This window comes from Rhizobium sp. Leaf306, from assembly GCF_001423425.1.
In the GTDB taxonomy this organism is placed as follows: Bacteria; Pseudomonadota; Alphaproteobacteria; order Rhizobiales; family Rhizobiaceae; genus Neorhizobium; species Neorhizobium soli.
Genome location: NZ_LMNX01000001.1, coordinates 469,873 through 487,053 on the forward strand (window position 1 = coordinate 469,873; position 17,181 = coordinate 487,053).

13 protein-coding genes are annotated in these 17,181 nt (G+C 61.4%); 10 read left to right on the top strand and 3 right to left on the bottom strand.

The features are described 5' to 3' along the window. Positions 1–4: 4 nt before the first annotated feature. From cysD to ASG19_RS02300, 4 genes are all read left to right on the top strand, one after another. Positions 5–958 carry a sulfate adenylyltransferase subunit CysD gene (cysD, locus tag ASG19_RS02285; protein WP_062453550.1) on the top strand — a complete coding sequence of 318 codons (954 nt, stop codon included), beginning with the start codon at positions 5–7 and terminating at the stop codon, positions 956–958. A 1-nt stretch (position 959) separates the two neighbouring features. After that, the gene (gene cysN, locus ASG19_RS02290; RefSeq protein WP_062453551.1) at positions 960–2,468 is read left to right on the top strand and encodes a sulfate adenylyltransferase subunit CysN; all 1,509 of its coding nucleotides are present in this window, start codon (positions 960–962) and stop codon (positions 2,466–2,468) included. Between the two features lie 222 nt (positions 2,469–2,690). Continuing rightward, positions 2,691–5,420, top strand: a complete 2,730-nt coding sequence (locus ASG19_RS02295) for an ABC transporter transmembrane domain-containing protein (protein WP_062453552.1) — start codon at positions 2,691–2,693, stop codon at positions 5,418–5,420. A 39-nt stretch (positions 5,421–5,459) separates the two neighbouring features. Continuing rightward, the gene (locus tag ASG19_RS02300; protein WP_062454806.1) at positions 5,460–5,912 is read left to right on the top strand and encodes a Crp/Fnr family transcriptional regulator; all 453 of its coding nucleotides are present in this window, start codon (positions 5,460–5,462) and stop codon (positions 5,910–5,912) included. Positions 5,913–6,110: 198 nt separating this feature from the next. Here ASG19_RS02300 and ASG19_RS02305 read toward each other — a convergent pair whose 3' ends face one another. Together ASG19_RS02305 and ASG19_RS02310 are read right to left on the bottom strand one after the other, a co-directional pair. Further along, complete coding sequence (locus ASG19_RS02305) at positions 6,111–6,593, bottom strand: class I SAM-dependent methyltransferase (RefSeq protein WP_062453553.1); 483 nt, start codon at positions 6,591–6,593, stop codon at positions 6,111–6,113. A gap of 43 nt (positions 6,594–6,636) precedes the next feature. Further along, positions 6,637–7,914, bottom strand: a complete 1,278-nt coding sequence (locus tag ASG19_RS02310; RefSeq protein ID WP_062454808.1) for a nucleotide sugar dehydrogenase — start codon at positions 7,912–7,914, stop codon at positions 6,637–6,639. A 171-nt stretch (positions 7,915–8,085) separates the two neighbouring features. Here ASG19_RS02310 and ASG19_RS02315 point away from each other — a divergent pair, with 171 nt between their 5' ends. Continuing rightward, entirely contained in the window at positions 8,086–9,192 is a 1,107-nt protein-coding gene (locus ASG19_RS02315) for a glycosyltransferase family 4 protein (RefSeq protein ID WP_062453554.1), read from the top strand. A gap of 2 nt (positions 9,193–9,194) precedes the next feature. Further along, the gene (locus ASG19_RS02320) at positions 9,195–9,926 is read left to right on the top strand and encodes a polysaccharide deacetylase family protein (protein ID WP_062453555.1); all 732 of its coding nucleotides are present in this window, start codon (positions 9,195–9,197) and stop codon (positions 9,924–9,926) included. Between the two features lie 27 nt (positions 9,927–9,953). On the opposite strand, the gene ASG19_RS02325 is transcribed toward ASG19_RS02320, so the two are convergent. After that, entirely contained in the window at positions 9,954–10,937 is a 984-nt protein-coding gene (locus ASG19_RS02325; RefSeq protein WP_062453556.1) for a glycosyltransferase, read from the bottom strand. A gap of 247 nt (positions 10,938–11,184) precedes the next feature. Here ASG19_RS02325 and ASG19_RS02335 point away from each other — a divergent pair, with 247 nt between their 5' ends. The 4 genes from ASG19_RS02335 to ASG19_RS02350 are packed head-to-tail and all read left to right on the top strand — an operon-like array spanning position 11,185 to position 17,166. Continuing rightward, a complete protein-coding gene (locus ASG19_RS02335) occupies positions 11,185–13,077 on the top strand; it encodes an ABC transporter ATP-binding protein (RefSeq protein ID WP_062453558.1) in 1,893 nt (630 codons plus the stop codon). Continuing rightward, positions 13,074–14,993: an ABC transporter substrate-binding protein gene (locus ASG19_RS02340; RefSeq protein ID WP_062453559.1), complete on the top strand. Its 1,920-nt coding sequence runs from the start codon at positions 13,074–13,076 to the stop codon at positions 14,991–14,993. The genes ASG19_RS02335 and ASG19_RS02340 overlap by 4 nt, the downstream gene beginning before the upstream one ends. Next, positions 14,993–15,991 (top strand): ABC transporter permease, encoded by a 999-nt coding sequence (locus tag ASG19_RS02345; RefSeq protein ID WP_062453560.1) that lies wholly within the window; start codon positions 14,993–14,995, stop codon positions 15,989–15,991. The genes ASG19_RS02340 and ASG19_RS02345 overlap by 1 nt, the downstream gene beginning before the upstream one ends. Further along, the gene (locus ASG19_RS02350; RefSeq protein ID WP_062453561.1) at positions 15,988–17,166 is read left to right on the top strand and encodes an ABC transporter permease; all 1,179 of its coding nucleotides are present in this window, start codon (positions 15,988–15,990) and stop codon (positions 17,164–17,166) included. Before ASG19_RS02345 ends, ASG19_RS02350 begins: the two co-directional genes overlap by 4 nt. Positions 17,167–17,181 lie beyond the last annotated feature (15 nt).

A 17,181-nucleotide genomic window follows, 5' to 3' on the forward strand; every position in this document is an offset into this window, starting at 1 on the left:
TGAAATGCCCCTGTCAGTACAGGAAACGGAAATCAAGAACCCGCCCGTTTCCCGCCCGCCGCTTGATCCTCATCTCAAGGCCCTGGAAAACGAAGCGATCCACATCTTCCGGGAGGTGGCGGCCGAATTCGAAAACCCGGTCATGCTCTATTCGATCGGCAAGGATTCCTCCGTCCTGCTGCATCTCGCCCGCAAGGCCTTCTTCCCGGGTCGCGTGCCCTTCCCGCTTCTGCACGTGGACACGACGTGGAAGTTCAAGGAAATGATCGCGTTCCGCGACAAGGTCGCAGAGGACTACGATCTCGACCTCGTGGTCCACAGCAATGTCCGCGGCAGGCAAGAAAACATCACGCCGTTCACCCATGGTTCGTCCTTCTATACCGACGTGATGAAGACCGAGGCGCTGAGGCAGGCGCTGGATGCCGGCGGTTACGACGCAGCCTTCGGCGGCGCGCGACGCGACGAGGAAGCAAGCCGCGCCAAGGAACGGATCTATTCGTTCCGCACGCCGGACCATAAATGGGATCCGCGCAACCAGCGGCCGGAACTTTGGAACGTCTATAACGGCATGATCCGCAAGGGAGAAAGCGTGCGCGCCTTCCCGCTGTCGAACTGGACCGAAGTGGATATCTGGCGCTACATCCAGGCGGAAAACATTCCGCTGGTGCCGCTCTACTACGCTGCCGAGCGCCCTTACGTGGAGCGCGACGGAATGATGATCCTTGCCGAAGACGAGCGGCTGGAACTGCTTCCCGGCGAAGAGATAAAGCATGGCTCGATCCGGTTTCGCACACTCGGCTGCTTCCCGCTGACCGGCGCGATCCGCTCGACGGCCTCCAACCTCGAAGAAGTCATCGCCGAACTGGAAATCGCCACCGTTTCCGAACGGCAGGGCCGCGCCATCGACCGCGATCAGTCGGGTTCGATGGAAAAGAAGAAGCGTGAAGGATATTTCTGAGATGAGCGTGACAGCAACATCCACCGCCGCTTCGGCCACCATTTTACCCTTCGCGGAATCCGCTGCCAAGATCACCCGTGACGTGCGGCCGCTGCGGCTGATCACCTGCGGTTCCGTCGATGACGGCAAGTCGACCCTGATCGGCCGGCTTCTCTGGGATACCAAGGCCGTCAAGGAAGACCAAGCGGTGACGCTTGCCCGCGATAGCGGCGGCCAGAACGATCTCGGCCTGCCGGATTTCGCGCTGCTTCTCGATGGTCTCCAGGCGGAGCGCGAACAGGGCATCACGATCGACGTCGCCTATCGCTATTTCTCGACCGAGAAGCGTTCGTTCATCGTGGCCGACACGCCCGGCCACGAGCAGTATACCCGCAACATGGCAACCGGCGCCTCGACGGCCGATCTCGCCATTCTGCTTGCGGACGCCCGCGTCGGGCTTCTGGAACAGACCCGTAGGCATGCGACGATCGCATCCTTGATGGGCATCCGGCAGTTCGTTCTCGCGGTCAACAAGTTCGACCTCGTGAACTACGACCGCGAGATCTTCGACCGCATCAGCCATGAATTCCGCGAATTCGCGCTGTCGCTCGGCGTTCGCCAGATCACCGCGATCCCGATGTCGGCGCTGAAGGGCGAAAACGTCGTCTATCCCGCAACGTCCACGATGCCGTGGTATGAAGGCCCGACGCTGGTCGACGCTTTGGAACTGGCAACGACACGCTCCACGCAGACCGGTGGCTTTCGCCTTCCCGTCCAGCGTGTCTCGCGTCCCGGCGAAAGCTTTCGCGGCTATCAGGGCACGGTTGCGGGCGGCTCGATCAAGCCGGGCGACAGCGTCGTCATCCTGCCGTCTGGCACGATCGCCAACGTCAAGCAGATCGTCACCTTCGACCTCGTGCGCAACGCAGCTGTCGCCGGCGACGCGATCACGCTGGTGCTCGACCGACAGGTGGATGTCGCGCGCGGCGACGTGATCGCTTCGCTCGACGGCCAGCCGATGACCGGCGTCAGCTTCGAGGCGCAGATGGTGGCGTTGCAGCCTGGCGGCATCGAGCCCGGCAAGCGCTACTGGCTGAAAAGCGGTTCGCGCCGCCAGCGCGTGGCGGTGGAGCCGATCTCGCAGCTCGACCTGCAGTCGGGCAGCTGGGCTCCGCATGCGTCCGGCCTCGACATGAACGCGATTGGCAAGGTGCGCCTGTCGTTCGAAGAGCAGGCGGTGTTCGACACCTACGAGCAGAACCGCTCGACCGGTGCCTTCATCCTGATCGACCCGGATACGCTGAACACGGTCGCCGGCGGCATGATCACAGCCAAGCGCGGCGAACTTGGCGGCATCCGCCGCGGCGAGCCAGTGCAGGGCGACCGCGTGATTCTCTCCCTGCCGGCCGATCTTGCCGAACTGCTGATGGCAACCGACGCGTTTGCCGCCCGCCGCGACGACGTGGACATCCGCCGGGTGAGCGGCGCGGAAGCTGCCCAAATCCTGACATCGGGCGACAAAGACCGTTGATTTAAAACAGGAATTTTCAAACACTGATGGGCCGGGTGCAGAACCCGGCCCTTAGCCATCCCGGCAGGTTTGCCACACTTGGCGGCGAACCAATCGCCTAATCAAGCAGCATCGTGCACGAGACGTTTGCACAAGCGGCGGATCCACCTATATCATGCCTCCCTTCACCCTTCCGGGAGGCGCGCTGTGCAATCCAGCCTCGGGAACTGAGATCCGTTGCCGATGGAAAAACATCTACTTCGTTATATCTGGAATCATACGCGACCGCAGCAGTTATGGGTTCTCGCGATCGTTCTGATTTCGATGATTCCGTACTTCCTTGCGTTCGACCTTCCCAAGCAGATCATCAACGGGCCGATCCAGGGCGAAGGGTTCGAGATGGCGGCCGCAACCCGGCCCTTTCTCGCGTTCCAGTTCACCATTCCTTTGACGCAGTGGTCCTTCGGTTTCGAAGGCTTCGAGCTCAACCGGCTGGCGACGCTGATGGCGCTTTCGGGCGTTTTCCTGCTGCTCGTCATCGTCAACGGGTTGTTCAAGTTCTACATCAACACCTATAAGGGACGCCTGGGCGAACGGCTGCTGCGCCGTATCCGCTACGAGCTGGTGGACCGTCTTCTGCGGTTTCCGCCAAGCACGATGCGGCAGATCCGCGGTGCGGAAGTCTCCAGCATGGTCAAGGACGAGGTCGAGCCTTTCGGCGGCTTTACCGGTGACGCTTTCGTGCAGCCGGCCATGCTGGGTGGACAGGCGATCGCCGCCCTCACCTTCATTCTTTTGCAGAACCTGTGGCTTGGGCTGATCGCAGCCTTCATGGTGGCGATCCAGGTCGGCATCATTCCGAAGATGCGCCGTCGCCTGATCGATCTTGGCCGTCAGCGGCAGATCACCGCCCGGCATCTGGCCGGCAAGGTGGGCGAGATTGTCGAGGGCATGGACACGATCCACAGCTACGACACCAGCAATTACGAGCGTGCCGATATTTCCGACCGGCTGGGGCAGATCTTCCAGATCCGCTACGACCTCTATCGGTGGAAATTCATCGTCAAGTTCGTCAACAATTTCCTGTCGCAGCTGACGCCGTTTCTCTTCTATTCGATCGGCGGTTATTTTGCCTTGCGCGGCACGCTCGACGTCGGCCAGCTGGTGGCCGTCATCAACGCCTACAAGGACCTGCCGGGCCCGCTGAAGGAGCTGATCGACTGGGACCAGGCACGCCAGGACGTTCAGGTGAAATACGAACAGGTGCGTGAACAGTTTGAGCCGGGCGTCCTGATCGCGCCGACGCTGCATGCGCTCGCCCACGATGTGCCTGACCATACGCCGTCTCCCCTCGCCGCGCTCAACCTCACCATCGTCGATGGCAGCGGCGCCCATATCGCCGAAAACGTCACGCTCAAGATCGAGCCCGGCGAGCTGGTGGCGATGATAGACAATGCCGGCATCGGCGCCGAAGCGACGGCGGAAGCGTTTGGCCGCATTACCTGGCCGGCATCGGGCCGCGTGATGCTGGGCGAGGTTGACCTTCTGGAACTGCCGGAAGCGGTGACCGGGCGTCAGGTCTCCTATGCGTCGGCCGACAGCTACTTTTTCCACGGGACGCTCAAGGACAATCTTCTCTACGGGCTCAAGCACGCGCCGGCCGTGCAGGAGAAGTCCGCAGACGAACCCAAACATAAGAAGCTGCGGCGGCGCTGGAAAATGAGCGAAGCCGAACGCGCCGGAAACACGACGCACGATCCGTCCGTCGACTGGATCGACCGTCGATCCACCTCCGTATCGGAAGGCGGCGAAGACGATGTCAAGCAGTCGGTCTTGAGGGCCCTCGATGCGGTGCAGCTGACAGCCGACGTGATGGAACTGGCCTTGCATTCCTATCTCGACCCGGCCGAACACGAGGAACTGACCGGTCGTGTCGTCGAGATGCGGTTTGCCCTGCGCGAGGAACTCGCCAGTCAGGGGCTTGGCAATCTCGTCTCCTATTTCGATTTCAGCGCCTACAACACCGAAGCGACGGTGCGGGAAAACCTGCTGTTTGCGGCGACGCGCCAGTCGGCGGAACTGGATATGGAACTGGCCGAGGGAGAGTATGTCTTCGAAGTGTTGAAGACGGCCAATCTGTTCGACCTGTTCTACGACATGGGACTTTCGATCGCAGAAAACCTGTCGGAAATCTTCCAGGGCCTGCCGCCGGAACATCCGCTGTTCCAGCAGCTCGAGCATATCACCACCGACGATATCGCGTTCTACGAGCAGCTTTTGAAGCGCAAGCGCAGCCGACGGGACTTCAAGCCCAGCGAGGACGACCGGCGCGCGGTGGTCAAGCTCAGCCTCTACTATATCGAGCCACGCTACCGCTTCGGCGTCCTGACCGCCGAGATCATGAACCAGATCGTTGCCACGCGCGACATCTTCTATGCCAACCTGCCGGCATCGCTGCGCAGCCGCATCGAGCGCTACGATCCGCACAAATACATGGGCTCGGCGACGCTTCGCGAAAACATCCTGTTCGGCAAGCTGTCGCAACGCAACGCCGACGCGCCGACCAAGATCCGCAACGTGGCGGGCAAGTTGCTGCGCGAAATGGGTCTCTATGAAAGCTTTATCGGCATCGGGCTGGACTACGACATGGGCGCCAGCGGCCGGCGGCTGACACTGGTCCAGCGCCACAAGCTGAGCCTGGCCCGAGCGCTGGTGCGGCGCTCCAATTATTACATCTTCAACAAGCCCCTTCCGGGCCTCGATCGGAGGGCTCAGGAAGAAATTGTTAAGAATGTGCTTCACTTCCTCGCTCAGCAGGACAATAATCCTTCTGTGGCGTGGGTTTTGTCGAATACTGCCCTGTCACGATTGTTTCATCGTGTTATCGTATTCGACAAGGGATCCGTGGCCGAAGACGACTCTTTTGAGGCTCTGGATACAAAGAGTGGTATTTTTAAATCGTTGGTGGCATAATATCGCAGCCGCCAACAAGATGACCAAATGGTGGAAACCATGTTGCTCAACGATGAAGTGCAGTTGCTGAAGAAAGTTCCTTATTTTTGCCGGGTCGATCCGTGCAAACTTAAGCTGCTTGCCTTTACCTCCGACCGCGTTCTCTACGAACCGGGGCAGGATATTTTCTCACAGGGTGACAGCAGCGATGCTGCCTACGTGATCCTGTGCGGAAAGGTCGACATGATCAGCGGTTCGGCGAATTCCGAGACCAAGATCGGTGAGGCCGGGTGCAATTCCATTATCGGCGAGATGTGCCTTCTCTCCAATTGCTCGCAGGCCGTGACAGCACGTGCCGTGACTGAGGTCGATGTTCTGCGCATTACCAAGGATGCCTTCTTCAAGGTGATCTCCGACAATCCGCGCATGAGCATGGAAATCAGCCGGACGCTCGCCGAAACGATCCGTGGTGCCCGCATGGACGACATGCGCCGGGACCGTCAGCACGCCTGATTGCCCGTCATCGGCCGTTATCCACAGGTTATCCACAGCCTTTCCCTCGGCTCATCCGCTGGTCTTTGAGCGCGCAAACGATGCCATTTGCGCGCCTTGGACACTCGGTCAGCGATGCTGACGACAGGTTTTCTCTGACCTGATTTTGTGGCGGAACACGGGCGTGGCGCTGGTCCTCACGCCCGTTTCACGGCCTGTTTATCGCTTGCGATAATAGAAGTAGCGACCCTCTTCCACACTGGGCAGCCGCGGCAGTTCTTCAAGATCGGGGTGGTCGAGCGGCAGGCCGCTGACGGCATAGGCGCCTGACGCGAGCATGCCAGCCGCCATTTGCGGCAACCACTGCAAGGTTCTCGCATCCGCATCCGGATAGCCGGTGCCGATATCCGCATGCACGAGGGCAGCGTTCTTGCCGACATAAGCCTGGCCGGTATCCTTGATCTCTCCCAGCACGACGTCGTCTTCGGACGGCGCTTCTGTGCGGTGGGCGCCGTTGGAGCGGTCGAAGGCGAGGATGCGGCGGTCGGCGAACAGCTCGCGCAGATGGCTATAGGTGCGGCCGTTGCCGATGCCGACCTCGTAGACATCACCCGAAGCCGGCAGGCCGAGATCGTTCTTGATGTGATTGAGGATGTCGCGCTGCGCGGTCATCCGGTTGATGAAGCTGTCCAGTCTGCTCATTGCTTTCCCTTTTCCGGCGATCAAGCGTTGAGATAGGGCACGGTTACGCCTTGACGATGGTTTGCGACGTGATGCCGCGATTGGCCATCGCATTGCGGGTATCGACGACCAGCGGCGCACCATCGGCAATCGCCTGGTAGTCGAAACTGTCATGATCGGTGGCGATGACGACGGCATCGAAATCGCCGAGTTGATCGAGCGGGACGGACTTGCGACCCATCAGGTGACCGTATTCGCGGGTGCGCGGCACTTCGGAGACGTAAGGGTCGTGATAGGCCACGTCGGCACCGCGTTCCAGAAGCAGTTCCATCAGCCGCAGCGACGGGCTTTCGCGGATATCGGGCACGTTCTTCTTGTAGGCGAGACCGAGGATGAGAACCCGCGAACGGCTGAGCGCCTTGCCAAGCATGCGGTCGAGCGCTTCGGCCAGCCGGTCGACGACATAGCGCGGCATCGCCGTGTTGATCTCGCCGGCAAGTTCGATGAAGCGGGTCGGCTGGTCGTATTCGCGTGATTTCCAGGTGAGGTAGAACGGATCGATCGGGATGCAGTGACCGCCGAGGCCCGGGCCTGGATAGAACGGCATGTAGCCGAACGGCTTGGTCTTGGCGGCGGCAATCACCTCCCAGACGTCGATCCCCATCCGCTCGTAGACGATCTTCAACTCATTCACGAGCGCGATATTGACGGCGCGGAACACGTTTTCCGTGAGCTTCACCGCTTCCGCCGTGCGGGTGCCGGAGACCGGAACGATGGTTTCGACGACGGCGCCATAGAATGCGGAGACCATGGCGGAGGCCGCTTCGCCATCGCCGGCAACGACCTTCGGAATGGTCGAGGTCTGGAAATCGCGGTTGCCGGGGTCTTCGCGTTCCGGCGAATAGCCGAGGAAGAAATCCTCGCCCGCAACCAGCCCGGTCTTTTCGAGGATCGGCTTCATCACCTCTTCGGTGGTGCCGGGATAAGTGGTGGATTCGAGCACGACGAGCTGGCCCTTGCGCAGGGTGCTGGCGATCTGTTCGCAGGTTTTCGCGACATAGGAGAGGTCCGGTTCGCGGTGGCGGGTGAGCGGCGTCGGCACGCAGATGGCAATCACGTCGCATTCGGCAAGGCGTGCGAAATCTGTGGTCGCTTGGAACCGGCCGGCGTTTCGCTCGGCGGCCAGCACGTCGTCGGGCACGGCCTCGATATAGCTCTTGCCCGCTTCTATCGCGGTCATCTTGGCCGGATCGATGTCGAAACCGGTGACCTTGAAGCCGGCACGGGCGACCGTCATGGCGAGCGGCAGGCCGACATAGCCGAGGCCGATGACGCCGATCATTGCGCGCTTGTCTTCGATGGCGGACAAAAGATCCGCCGCCTGTGGCGATTGCTGGTTCAAGGATGGCACTCCGGAGGCATTCGAACTGGGAAGCCATCAGGTGAGCCCAACGACTGGCTCTGTCAAGAGATCGGGCTTTTCACGCTGGCGTGACGGATGCTATCCCACAGCATGGACATCGCCTTCTACGCGCCGCTGAAATCGCCGAACCATCCCGTTCCCTCAGGCGACCGGCTGATGGCGCGCCAGTTGATCGAGATCCTTGGGGTCAAAGGACACAAGGTCGATCTGGTTTCGGAGTTCCGCGCGTTTCTGCCCGAGCAGACCTCGTCGACTGGGGAACGCGATGCGCAGGCGGCGCACGAGGTCGAGCGGATTTCGACTGAGTGGGAAAGACGACTGGCACTCGGCGAGAGACTGCCGGACCTGTGGTTTACCTACCACCTTTATTACAAGGCGCCGGACCTGATCGGCCCTACCCTCTGCCGTCGTTTCGACATTCCCTATGTGACGGCGGAAGCCTCCTATTCGCATCGGCGCAATTTGGGGCAGTGGGTGGAAGCGCAGGAAATTGTAGTGGATGCGGTCGCACTGGCGGCGACCAATATCTGTTTCACCGGTCGCGACGGACGCGGGCTTGCAGAGGTGGTGCCGGATGCGAAGCTTTCGCGGCTGTTTCCGTTTATCGATCCGACGCCCTATCTGGCCCGCGCGCCATCGCCCGAACCGGGGCGGCTGGTGGCTGTCGGCATGATGCGGCCGGGCAACAAGTTTGCCTGTTATGCAGCGCTTGCCGAGGCGCTGAAGCAGATTGCCCATCGTGACGACTGGCACCTCACGGCGATCGGCGACGGGCCGATGCGGGCTGAGGTGGAGGCTCTCTTTGAGGGGGCGCTTGCCGGGCGTGTGGAGTGGATGGGCTTGCAGAGCGCCGAGGAGGTTGCAGCGCTGCTTTCGACCGCATCGATGCTGACATGGCCGGGGGTTTCGGAAGCCTACGGGCTTTCCTATCTGGAGGCGCAGGCATCCGGCGTGCCTGTCGTGGCGGAAAACGGCGCCGGCGTGCCTGAAGTGGTGACGGACGGGATCGGCGGCATTCTGACGCCACCGGGAGATGCGGCCGCCTATGCGGCGGCCATCGAGCGGTTGCTGGACGACGAGACGGAACGGCTGCGGCTCGGCCAAGGGGCGCGGGATTTCGTCGTGTCGCAACGGTCGATCACCGCTGCGGCCGGGAGGCTCGACGAGATCATCACCACGATTGGCGCAAAGGAATGAGCATGACCGAAAACGACCTGAGGCTGGCGCTTGATCGGCTCGCCGACGACGGACGGCGGATCGATTTCTGGCTGCGTGACGACGATGCTGTGGAACCGACGGAACAGCTGGCAAAGCTTGCGACCATGACCGATGCGTTTTCGGTGCCAGCGACGCTTGCTGTCATCCCCGAAAAGACAGGCGCTGATCTCGCATCCTATCTCGACACCCAGCCGCATCTCGACGTCGCTGTGCATGGCTGGTCGCATCGCAGCTATTCGGGTCCCGATGAGAAGAAGCAGGAACTGGGGAGCCATCGCCCCCTGCCCGATATCGTGTCCGAGCTGAAGCATGGGTTCGACAAAATGGCAGAGCTGCACGCCCCCCGGTTCGTGCCGATGCTGGTGCCGCCGTGGAACCGGATCTCACAGGAACTGATCGAAAAACTGCCAGAGCTTGGGTTTGCGGCGCTATCGACCTTCGGGCCGGAAAAGACGGCGCCGGTTGCGATGCTCAACAGCCATGTTGACATCATGGATTGGCACGGAACGCGCGGCGGAAGGCCGGCTGCCGATCTGATCGCGGAAACGATCGCGCTGATCGAGGCACCGGACCGGGCGCCTGTGATCGGCGTGCTTGGCCATCATCTCGTACATGACGACAGTGCCTGGCATTTCCTCGACCTGCTGTTCGGCGTGACGGCGGATCACCCCGCTTGCCGCTGGCGCTCGGCCCGGGTCTTGCTGGGGCTCTAACCCGACGCGTTACTGATCGCTTCGAGCCTACCAGCTCTTCCAGGCGACCAGCAGGCCCTCTCCGGACGCAACCGCGTCCGCGCAGGCTTTCTCGACTTCTGCAATCGGTGCGCCGCGCTTTAGCGAGGCGGCGACGAGGCCGAAGGGGGCGAGGAACACATTGGTCTGCCGAAACAACATGGTCATGATCAGCGGACCTGTGGACCACCAGGCGGGCGCCTGCGGCAGCGCCGCCATCACGTCGGGAAACACGGCAAGCATCTTTGCAAAGGCGGGATGGCCGGGCGGTGTGGCGATGAAGGAATTGGCAAGAAGAAGGCTTCCCGCCCCGACATCGCGCGCCACATCCTCGGCGATGGCGCCGAGACCGATCAGCGGCAGGAGATCGCCAAAACCGATATCCTCGCGGGTCGGATACCAGTCGCAGTCGAGATAGATGCCGCCATGCTCCAGCAAAATGGCATAGCGGGCGACATCGACGGCGCCCGGATAGTCTCCGTCTTCAAGCATGGCAAGATAGGCGGGATGGCTTGCGATGCCGAGCTGTTCGAGATCCGCCTCGCGCCACAGGCGGTATTCGAAGCCGGTCGCCTTTGCATGGCTTTCCCAGCGCGCGACGGCTGGCGGCAGCGGCAGCGTGCCGATCCAGATCTGGTGGATAATGCGCGGCACCGGCTTTCGCCCAAGCTCTGCCATCAACCGTTTCTCGTCTGCATCGAAGGTGATGAACGGCGCCATCACGGCGGGATCGGGGACGAGGCCGTGCTGCAGACCGACGCGGCCGATTGCGTCGCCCTCCGCCTTCGCAAGCTTCAGCCATGCGGAGTGAAGCTTGCGCGGCATTCCGAGAGCCGTGCGCTCGCCCAGAACATCCGTCGTCATCACCGTTTTGTCGGCGGAAAGTGCTGTTAGAGCGGCCTGCGCCTCCTCCAGTTTTCCGGCCTCGATCAGGGCGCGGGCATCGGTGATTTTGCGCTTATAGGTTTTCTGGTCAGACTTTTCGGCTGGCACGTGTAATTTCACCTCGCTGTCACGCAACGCTCCTAGGGGATATGCGTTTAACACTCGAATTTCTCGATCTCCGCCAAGAGGTCAGGCTTATTGGCGCAGATGTCAACCGACATGCAGGGGGGCGCATGATAGGGACGATCGGCAGCGGGGTTGCTGCAATGGACAGGTGCACGAGCGTGCGCTACCGTGTTTTGCAATCGATCAATCTTACCTCTCTGCTCCAATCTCCGGGAGCCGGACTTCATTGATGAACCCACCGAAGGAAGTTCTCCGCATCGAAGGATTGAACGTGTCGTTCCCGGTCTGGGGCGGCGCGATCCAGGCGGTCCGGAATCTCAGCATGCGGATACGCCCGGGCCAGGTCACGGCACTGGTGGGCGAAAGCGGTTCCGGCAAGTCGGCTCTCGGCCGCGCGATCATGGGGATCGAGACCGACGTCGCCAAGATTTCCGGGCGCGCGGTGTTCGACGATCCAGCGACCGGCCAGTCCGTCGATCTGATTGCGCTGCCCCGCGACGGGCGGCAGATCCGCGCCATCCGCGGCAGCCGCATCGGCATGATCTTTCAGGAACCGATGACCTCGTTCTCGCCGATCCACACGGTCGGCAACCAGATCGAGGAAAGCCTGAAAATCCATACGGCGATGTCGCCTGCCGAGCGGCGCGAGGCGAGTGAGGAGACGCTGTCTCTGGTCGGCTTCGACAAGCCTGCCCGCGTGTTCGATATGTATCCATTCGAACTGTCCGGTGGCATGCGCCAGCGTGCGATGATCGCCATGGCACTAGTCTGTCGCCCGGCGCTTCTGATCGCCGACGAGCCGACGACGGCGCTCGACGTGACGATCCAGGCGCAGATCCTCAAGCTGCTGCAGGAGTTGCAGGCCAAGCTCGGCATGGCGATGCTCCTGATCACCCACGATCTCGGTGTCGTCGCCTCGATGGCCGATGAAGTGGTGGTGGTCTATCGCGGCGAGGTCATGGAGGCTGGCTCCGCCTCGGACATTTTCCGCAATCCGCAGCATCCCTATACGAAGGGGCTGATGGCAGCGGTGCCGGATTTCGACAGGCCACGCGAGGAACGCCTGAAGCCGCTGCGCGAAATCAAGGTTGATACGGTCGGCCTCATGGGACGGCGCAAGAGCGAAAAGGTCCTTCCCGAGGTACTGTTGTCGGTCAACCACGTCACCAAGAGCTTCGTCACGAAGAAGGGTGCAGGCTTCGGTTTCGGGGCAAAGCCCGATCGGACGGTGGCGGTCAACGATGTCAGCTTCGAGATCCGCCGCGGCGAGACGCTCGGGCTCGTGGGCGAAAGCGGCTGCGGCAAGACCACGCTCAGCAAGATCCTGATGCGCGGACTGTCGGTCGATCACGGCAGCGTCGTCTATAACGGCGAAAACGGTCCGGTCGACGTGCTCAACTGCGAAGGCGAAGTGCTGGACGATCTGCGGACCCGTCTGCAGATGGTGTTCCAGGATCCGGTCTCATCACTTTCGCCGCGCATGCCGGTTCGCAGCATCATTCGCGAACCGCTCGACATCCATGACCGCGGCCCGCTCGCCAAGCGGCAGGAAGCGGTGCGCCGGCTGATCCATGCGGTGGGCATGCCCGAAAGCGCGCTGATGCGCTATCCGCATTCGTTTTCCGGTGGCCAGCGCCAGCGCATCGGGATCGCGCGGGCGCTTGCTCTCGGGCCGGATCTGGTGATCTGCGACGAACCGGTTTCGGCGCTCGACGTGTCGATCCAGGCGCAGGTGCTGAACCTGATGAAGGACCTGAAGTCCGAACTCGGGCTGACCTATCTGTTCATCTCGCACAATCTGGCGGTCGTGAACTACATGGCCGACCGGGTGGCGGTGATGTATGCGGGGCGGATCGTGGAGATTGGCCCCTGCGAAACCATCATGCGGGCACCTGTTCATCCCTATACGAAGAAACTGCTGGCCGCCGTGCCTCTGCCGAGCCTCGACCACAAGCTGGATTTCGAGACGATCGGCACGCCGACGGCATCGGCCATGAAGATCTGGGGCAAGCAGTTCCTCGACGAGAAGGATAGCGACCAGCTGACCCATGTGGATCTCGGCGGCGGGCATCTGGTTCTTGCCCGCACCAATGTCGATGCGCGGGAGCTTGTGGCAGGATGACGATTTCCAGACGGCATATGCTGGCCCTGTTGGGCTCGGTCGCGGGTGCAACCGCAATCCCGGCGCGGGTGTTTGCGGCCTTTAGCCAGTCCGACTATCTGGCGCAGATCCCGACCGAGACGCCGCTGCCGCCCATAGAGGAGCGTCTGCCGAAGACGCCGCGCGTCCTCAACCTTGCAGAGCGCGGGCTCAAACCCGGACGTTACGGCGGTTCGATGCGGATGCTGATCGGCGGTCAGCGCGACATCCGCTTCATGCCGATCAACTGCTACAGCCGGCTTGTCGGATACAATTCCGACCTGAAGCTGGAAGCCGATATTCTGGAAGCCTACGAGGTCGAGAACGACCGCGTCTTCACCTTCCATCTGCGTGAAGGCCATAAATGGTCGGACGGAAGCCCGTTCACGGCGGATGATTTCCGCTATGTCTGGGATGACGTTTTTCACGAAAAGAAGCTCGCCAAAGGCGGACCGCCGGCCGGGCTGATGATCAACGGCAAGCCGCCGCGGTTCGAGGTGATCGATGCGCGCACCGTGCGCTACAGCTGGGACGATCCCAATCCAGATTTCCTCGCCGACCAGGCTTCGCCTTCGCCAACCCGTCTGATGTTCCCCGCTGCCTACATGAAGCAGTTCCATATGCGCTACCAGACGAAAGAGCTGCTGGCACAGCATATCGCCCGCGAACGGGTGGACGACTGGGCGGCGCTGCACCAGAAGATGTCGCGCGTGGTGCGGCCGGAAAACCCGAACCTGCCGACGCTGGATGCCTGGCGCAACCGCACGGCGCCGCCGGCCGAGCGCTTCGTGTTCGAGCGCAACCCCTATTACTACCGCGTCGACGAAAACGGCCTGCAGCTTCCCTATATCGACAAGGTGATGCTGGACGTCTCCTCCGCGGACCTGATCGCCGCAAAGACCGGCACCGGCGAGAGCGACCTGCAGGTGACCAACCTCGATTTTGCCGATTACACGTTCCTGAAGAATGCCGAGCAGCGCTACCCGTTGAAGGTGGATCTGTGGAAGCGGACGCAAGGATCGCGCATGGCGCTGTTTCCCAACCTCAACTGCAAGGATGAAGGCTGGCGCAACCTCTTCCGCGACGTGCGCTTCCGGCGTGCGATGTCTCTTGCGATCAATCGCGGCGAAATCAACAAGGCGGTGTTCTATGGTCTTGCGACCGAGAGCTCCAATTCGATCCTACCCGACAGCCCGCTGTTCAAGCCGGAATACCAGAAGGCTTGGGCGGCGTTCGATCCTGATCAGGCGAACCAGCTGCTCGACGAGATCGGTCTTGCCATGGATGATAGTGAGGGCATGCGCCGCCTGCCCGATGGCAGGCTGGCAAAGATCATCATCGAGATTACCGGCGAGAGCACGTTCGAGACCGATGCCTTGGAACTGATCGGCGACCAGTTGCTGCAGGTCGGCATCAAGATCTACCCGCATGTCGCCCAGCGTGAGCTTCTGCGCCGGCGGGTGAAGGGCGGCGATGCGATTATGTCGGTCGGCGGCGGCCTCGACAATGGCGTACCAACTGCCGACATGGCGCCGAAGGAACTGGCACCGACCAGCGACGACCAGCTGCAATGGTCGATCTGGGGACTGCATGCGCTTTCCGGCGGCAGCGATGGCAAGGCGCCTGATCTTCCCGAGGCAAAGGCGCTGCTGGACCTTTACAGTGAATGGCGTAAGGCAGAGGGCTTCGATCAGCGAACGGATGTCTGGCACAAGATGCTGGCGCTGTTTACCGACCAGGTCTTTACGATCGGCATCGTCAACGCCACGCTGCAGCCCGTCGTGCAATCGTCCAAGCTGCAAAACGTGCCGTCGAAGGCGCTCTACGGTTTCGACCCCACATCCTATCTCGGCGTCTATCTGCCGGATGCATTCTGGTATGACGAGGAAACTGCCTGATGTTCCGCTACATTATCTGGCGCATCCTCGTGATGATCCCGACGCTGGTGCTGATCTCGATGCTGATCTTCACGATCATCGAGCTGCCGCCGGGTGACTACTTCGAAAGCTATGTCGAACAGCTGAAGGCGATGGGCGAAAAGGCCGATCTGCAGGAGATCGAAGACCTGCGTGCCCGTTACGGTTTCGATCAGCCCGAGCCGATCCGCTACCTCAACTGGGTGGCCGGCATGATGACCGGTGATTTCGGCTATTCGTTCGAATACCGCATGCCTGTCACGGACGTGGTCGGTGACCGGGTGTGGCTGACGATCCTCGTTTCCACCTTGACCATCATCATCACCTGGGTTCTCGCCTTCCCGATCGGCGTCTATTCGGCCACCCACCAGTATAGCTGGGGTGATTACGGGCTGACGCTTCTTGGCCTGATCGGTCTTGCCGTTCCCAATTTCGTGCTGGCCCTCGTTCTCATGTATCTCGCCAACATCTATTTCGGCACGTCGATCGGCCATCTGATGGACGCGCAGTACATGTCGGAATCGATGAGCTGGGCGAAGTTCAAGTCGATCCTCGAGCATATCTGGATCCCCGTGCTGATCATCGGCACCGCCGGGACAGCCGGCATGGTGCGGCGGCTTCGGGCCAATCTTCTGGATGAGCTGCACAAGCAGTATGTGATGACCGCGCGTGCCAAGGGCCTGCATCCGTTCAAGGTTCTGACCAAGTATCCGCTGCGGATGTCGCTTAACTTCTTCATCTCCGATATCGGCTCGATCCTGCCCTCGATCATTTCAGGGGCTGAAATCACCGCGGTCGTGCTTTCGCTCGAAACCACAGGTCCGATGCTGATCCGCGCCCTGCAGAGCCAGGACATGTATCTTGCCGGCTCGTTCCTGATGTTCCTCAGCTTCCTTACTGTTATCGGCGTGCTGATTTCAGACATTGCGCTTGCGATGTTCGACCCGCGCATCAGGCTTCGCGGCGGGAGAACCAAATGACGGTGATCGACAGCAGCGACGCGGGCAAGCTGCCGCATTATGTCCGCGAGGGCGCCTTCGACCCTTACGAGATCGAGCGCGATGCCGATGGCGGCGCGCTGAAGGTTCACGAGGCGTCGCAGCTGCAGCTGATGTGGTGGCGCTTCAAACGGCACCGGCTGGCGCTGATTTCCGGCATCCTTCTGCTCATCGCCTATCTGATGATCGTGGTCGTCGAGTTCCTGGCGCCCTACAAGGTGCATACCCGCAATATCGATTTCATCTACGCGCCGCCGCAATCGGTGCATCTGTTCCACAAGGGTAACTTCGTCGGTCCTTTCGTCTATGGCCAGAAGATGGACCTGGACATGACGACACTGCGGCGGAACTATTCCGACGACACGGCCGATGTGCAAAAGCTGCGCTTTCTCTGCCAGGGCGATCCCTACCGGTTCTGGGGCGTCGTCGAGATGAGCACGCATCTGGTCTGCCCGGCGGAAGGCGGCCAGTTCCATCTGCTCGGCACCGACCGGCTCGGCCGCGACATGCTGTCGCGCATTCTCTACGGCGCGCGGATCTCGCTGACGATCGGCCTGCTCGGCGTGGCCACCAGCTTCATCCTCGGCATCGTCATCGGCGGCATCGCCGGCTATTGGGGCGGCTGGTTTGATACGGTGACCCAGCGCATCATCGAGGTACTGCAATCGATCCCCAGCATTCCGCTGTGGCTGGCGCTTGCAGCCGTGATGCCGGCCGACTGGAGCCCGCTCGTCATCTATCTCGGCATCACCTTCATCCTCGGTCTGCTCGACTGGACAGGGCTTGCGCGCGCGGTGCGCTCGAAACTGCTGTCGTTGCGCGAAGAGGACTACGTGCTTGCCGCACAGCTGATGGGCGCTGGAAGTACCCGCATCATCGGGCGGCACCTGATCCCCGGTTTCATGTCTCACCTGATTGCCAGCGCGACGCTGACAATCCCGGGCATGATCCTTGGCGAGACGACGCTGAGCTTCCTCGGCCTCGGTCTTCGCCCGCCGATCACAAGCTGGGGCGTTCTTCTCACAGAAGCGCGAAGCGTCAGCGCTATCGCACTTTATCCTTGGCTGCTGCTGCCGGTCGTGCCAGTGATATTCGTCATACTTGCCTTCAATTTCCTCGGTGATGGTCTTAGAGATGCGGCAGATCCATATAAATAGTGACTGCTGCTTCAA

Bases quoted from the DNA above. Each gene is read 5' to 3' on its own strand.
- ASG19_RS02340 (WP_062453559.1), top strand. From the start codon at position 13,074: ATGACGATTTCCAGACGGCATATGCTGGCCCTGTTGGGCTCGGTCGCG.
- ASG19_RS02305 (WP_062453553.1), bottom strand. From the start codon at position 6,593: ATGAGCAGACTGGACAGCTTCATCAACCGGATGACCGCGCAGCGCGAC.
- ASG19_RS02310 (WP_062454808.1), bottom strand. From the start codon at position 7,914: ATGATCGGCGTCATCGGCCTCGGCTATGTCGGCCTGCCGCTCGCCATG.
- cysN (WP_062453551.1), top strand. From the start codon at position 960: ATGAGCGTGACAGCAACATCCACCGCCGCTTCGGCCACCATTTTACCC.
- ASG19_RS02295 (WP_062453552.1), top strand. From the start codon at position 2,691: ATGGAAAAACATCTACTTCGTTATATCTGGAATCATACGCGACCGCAG.
- ASG19_RS02320 (WP_062453555.1), top strand. From the start codon at position 9,195: ATGACCGAAAACGACCTGAGGCTGGCGCTTGATCGGCTCGCCGACGAC.
- ASG19_RS02345 (WP_062453560.1), top strand. From the start codon at position 14,993: ATGTTCCGCTACATTATCTGGCGCATCCTCGTGATGATCCCGACGCTG.
- cysD (WP_062453550.1), top strand. From the start codon at position 5: ATGCCCCTGTCAGTACAGGAAACGGAAATCAAGAACCCGCCCGTTTCC.
- ASG19_RS02315 (WP_062453554.1), top strand. From the start codon at position 8,086: ATGGACATCGCCTTCTACGCGCCGCTGAAATCGCCGAACCATCCCGTT.
- ASG19_RS02350 (WP_062453561.1), top strand. From the start codon at position 15,988: ATGACGGTGATCGACAGCAGCGACGCGGGCAAGCTGCCGCATTATGTC.
- ASG19_RS02335 (WP_062453558.1), top strand. From the start codon at position 11,185: ATGAACCCACCGAAGGAAGTTCTCCGCATCGAAGGATTGAACGTGTCG.
- ASG19_RS02300 (WP_062454806.1), top strand. From the start codon at position 5,460: ATGTTGCTCAACGATGAAGTGCAGTTGCTGAAGAAAGTTCCTTATTTT.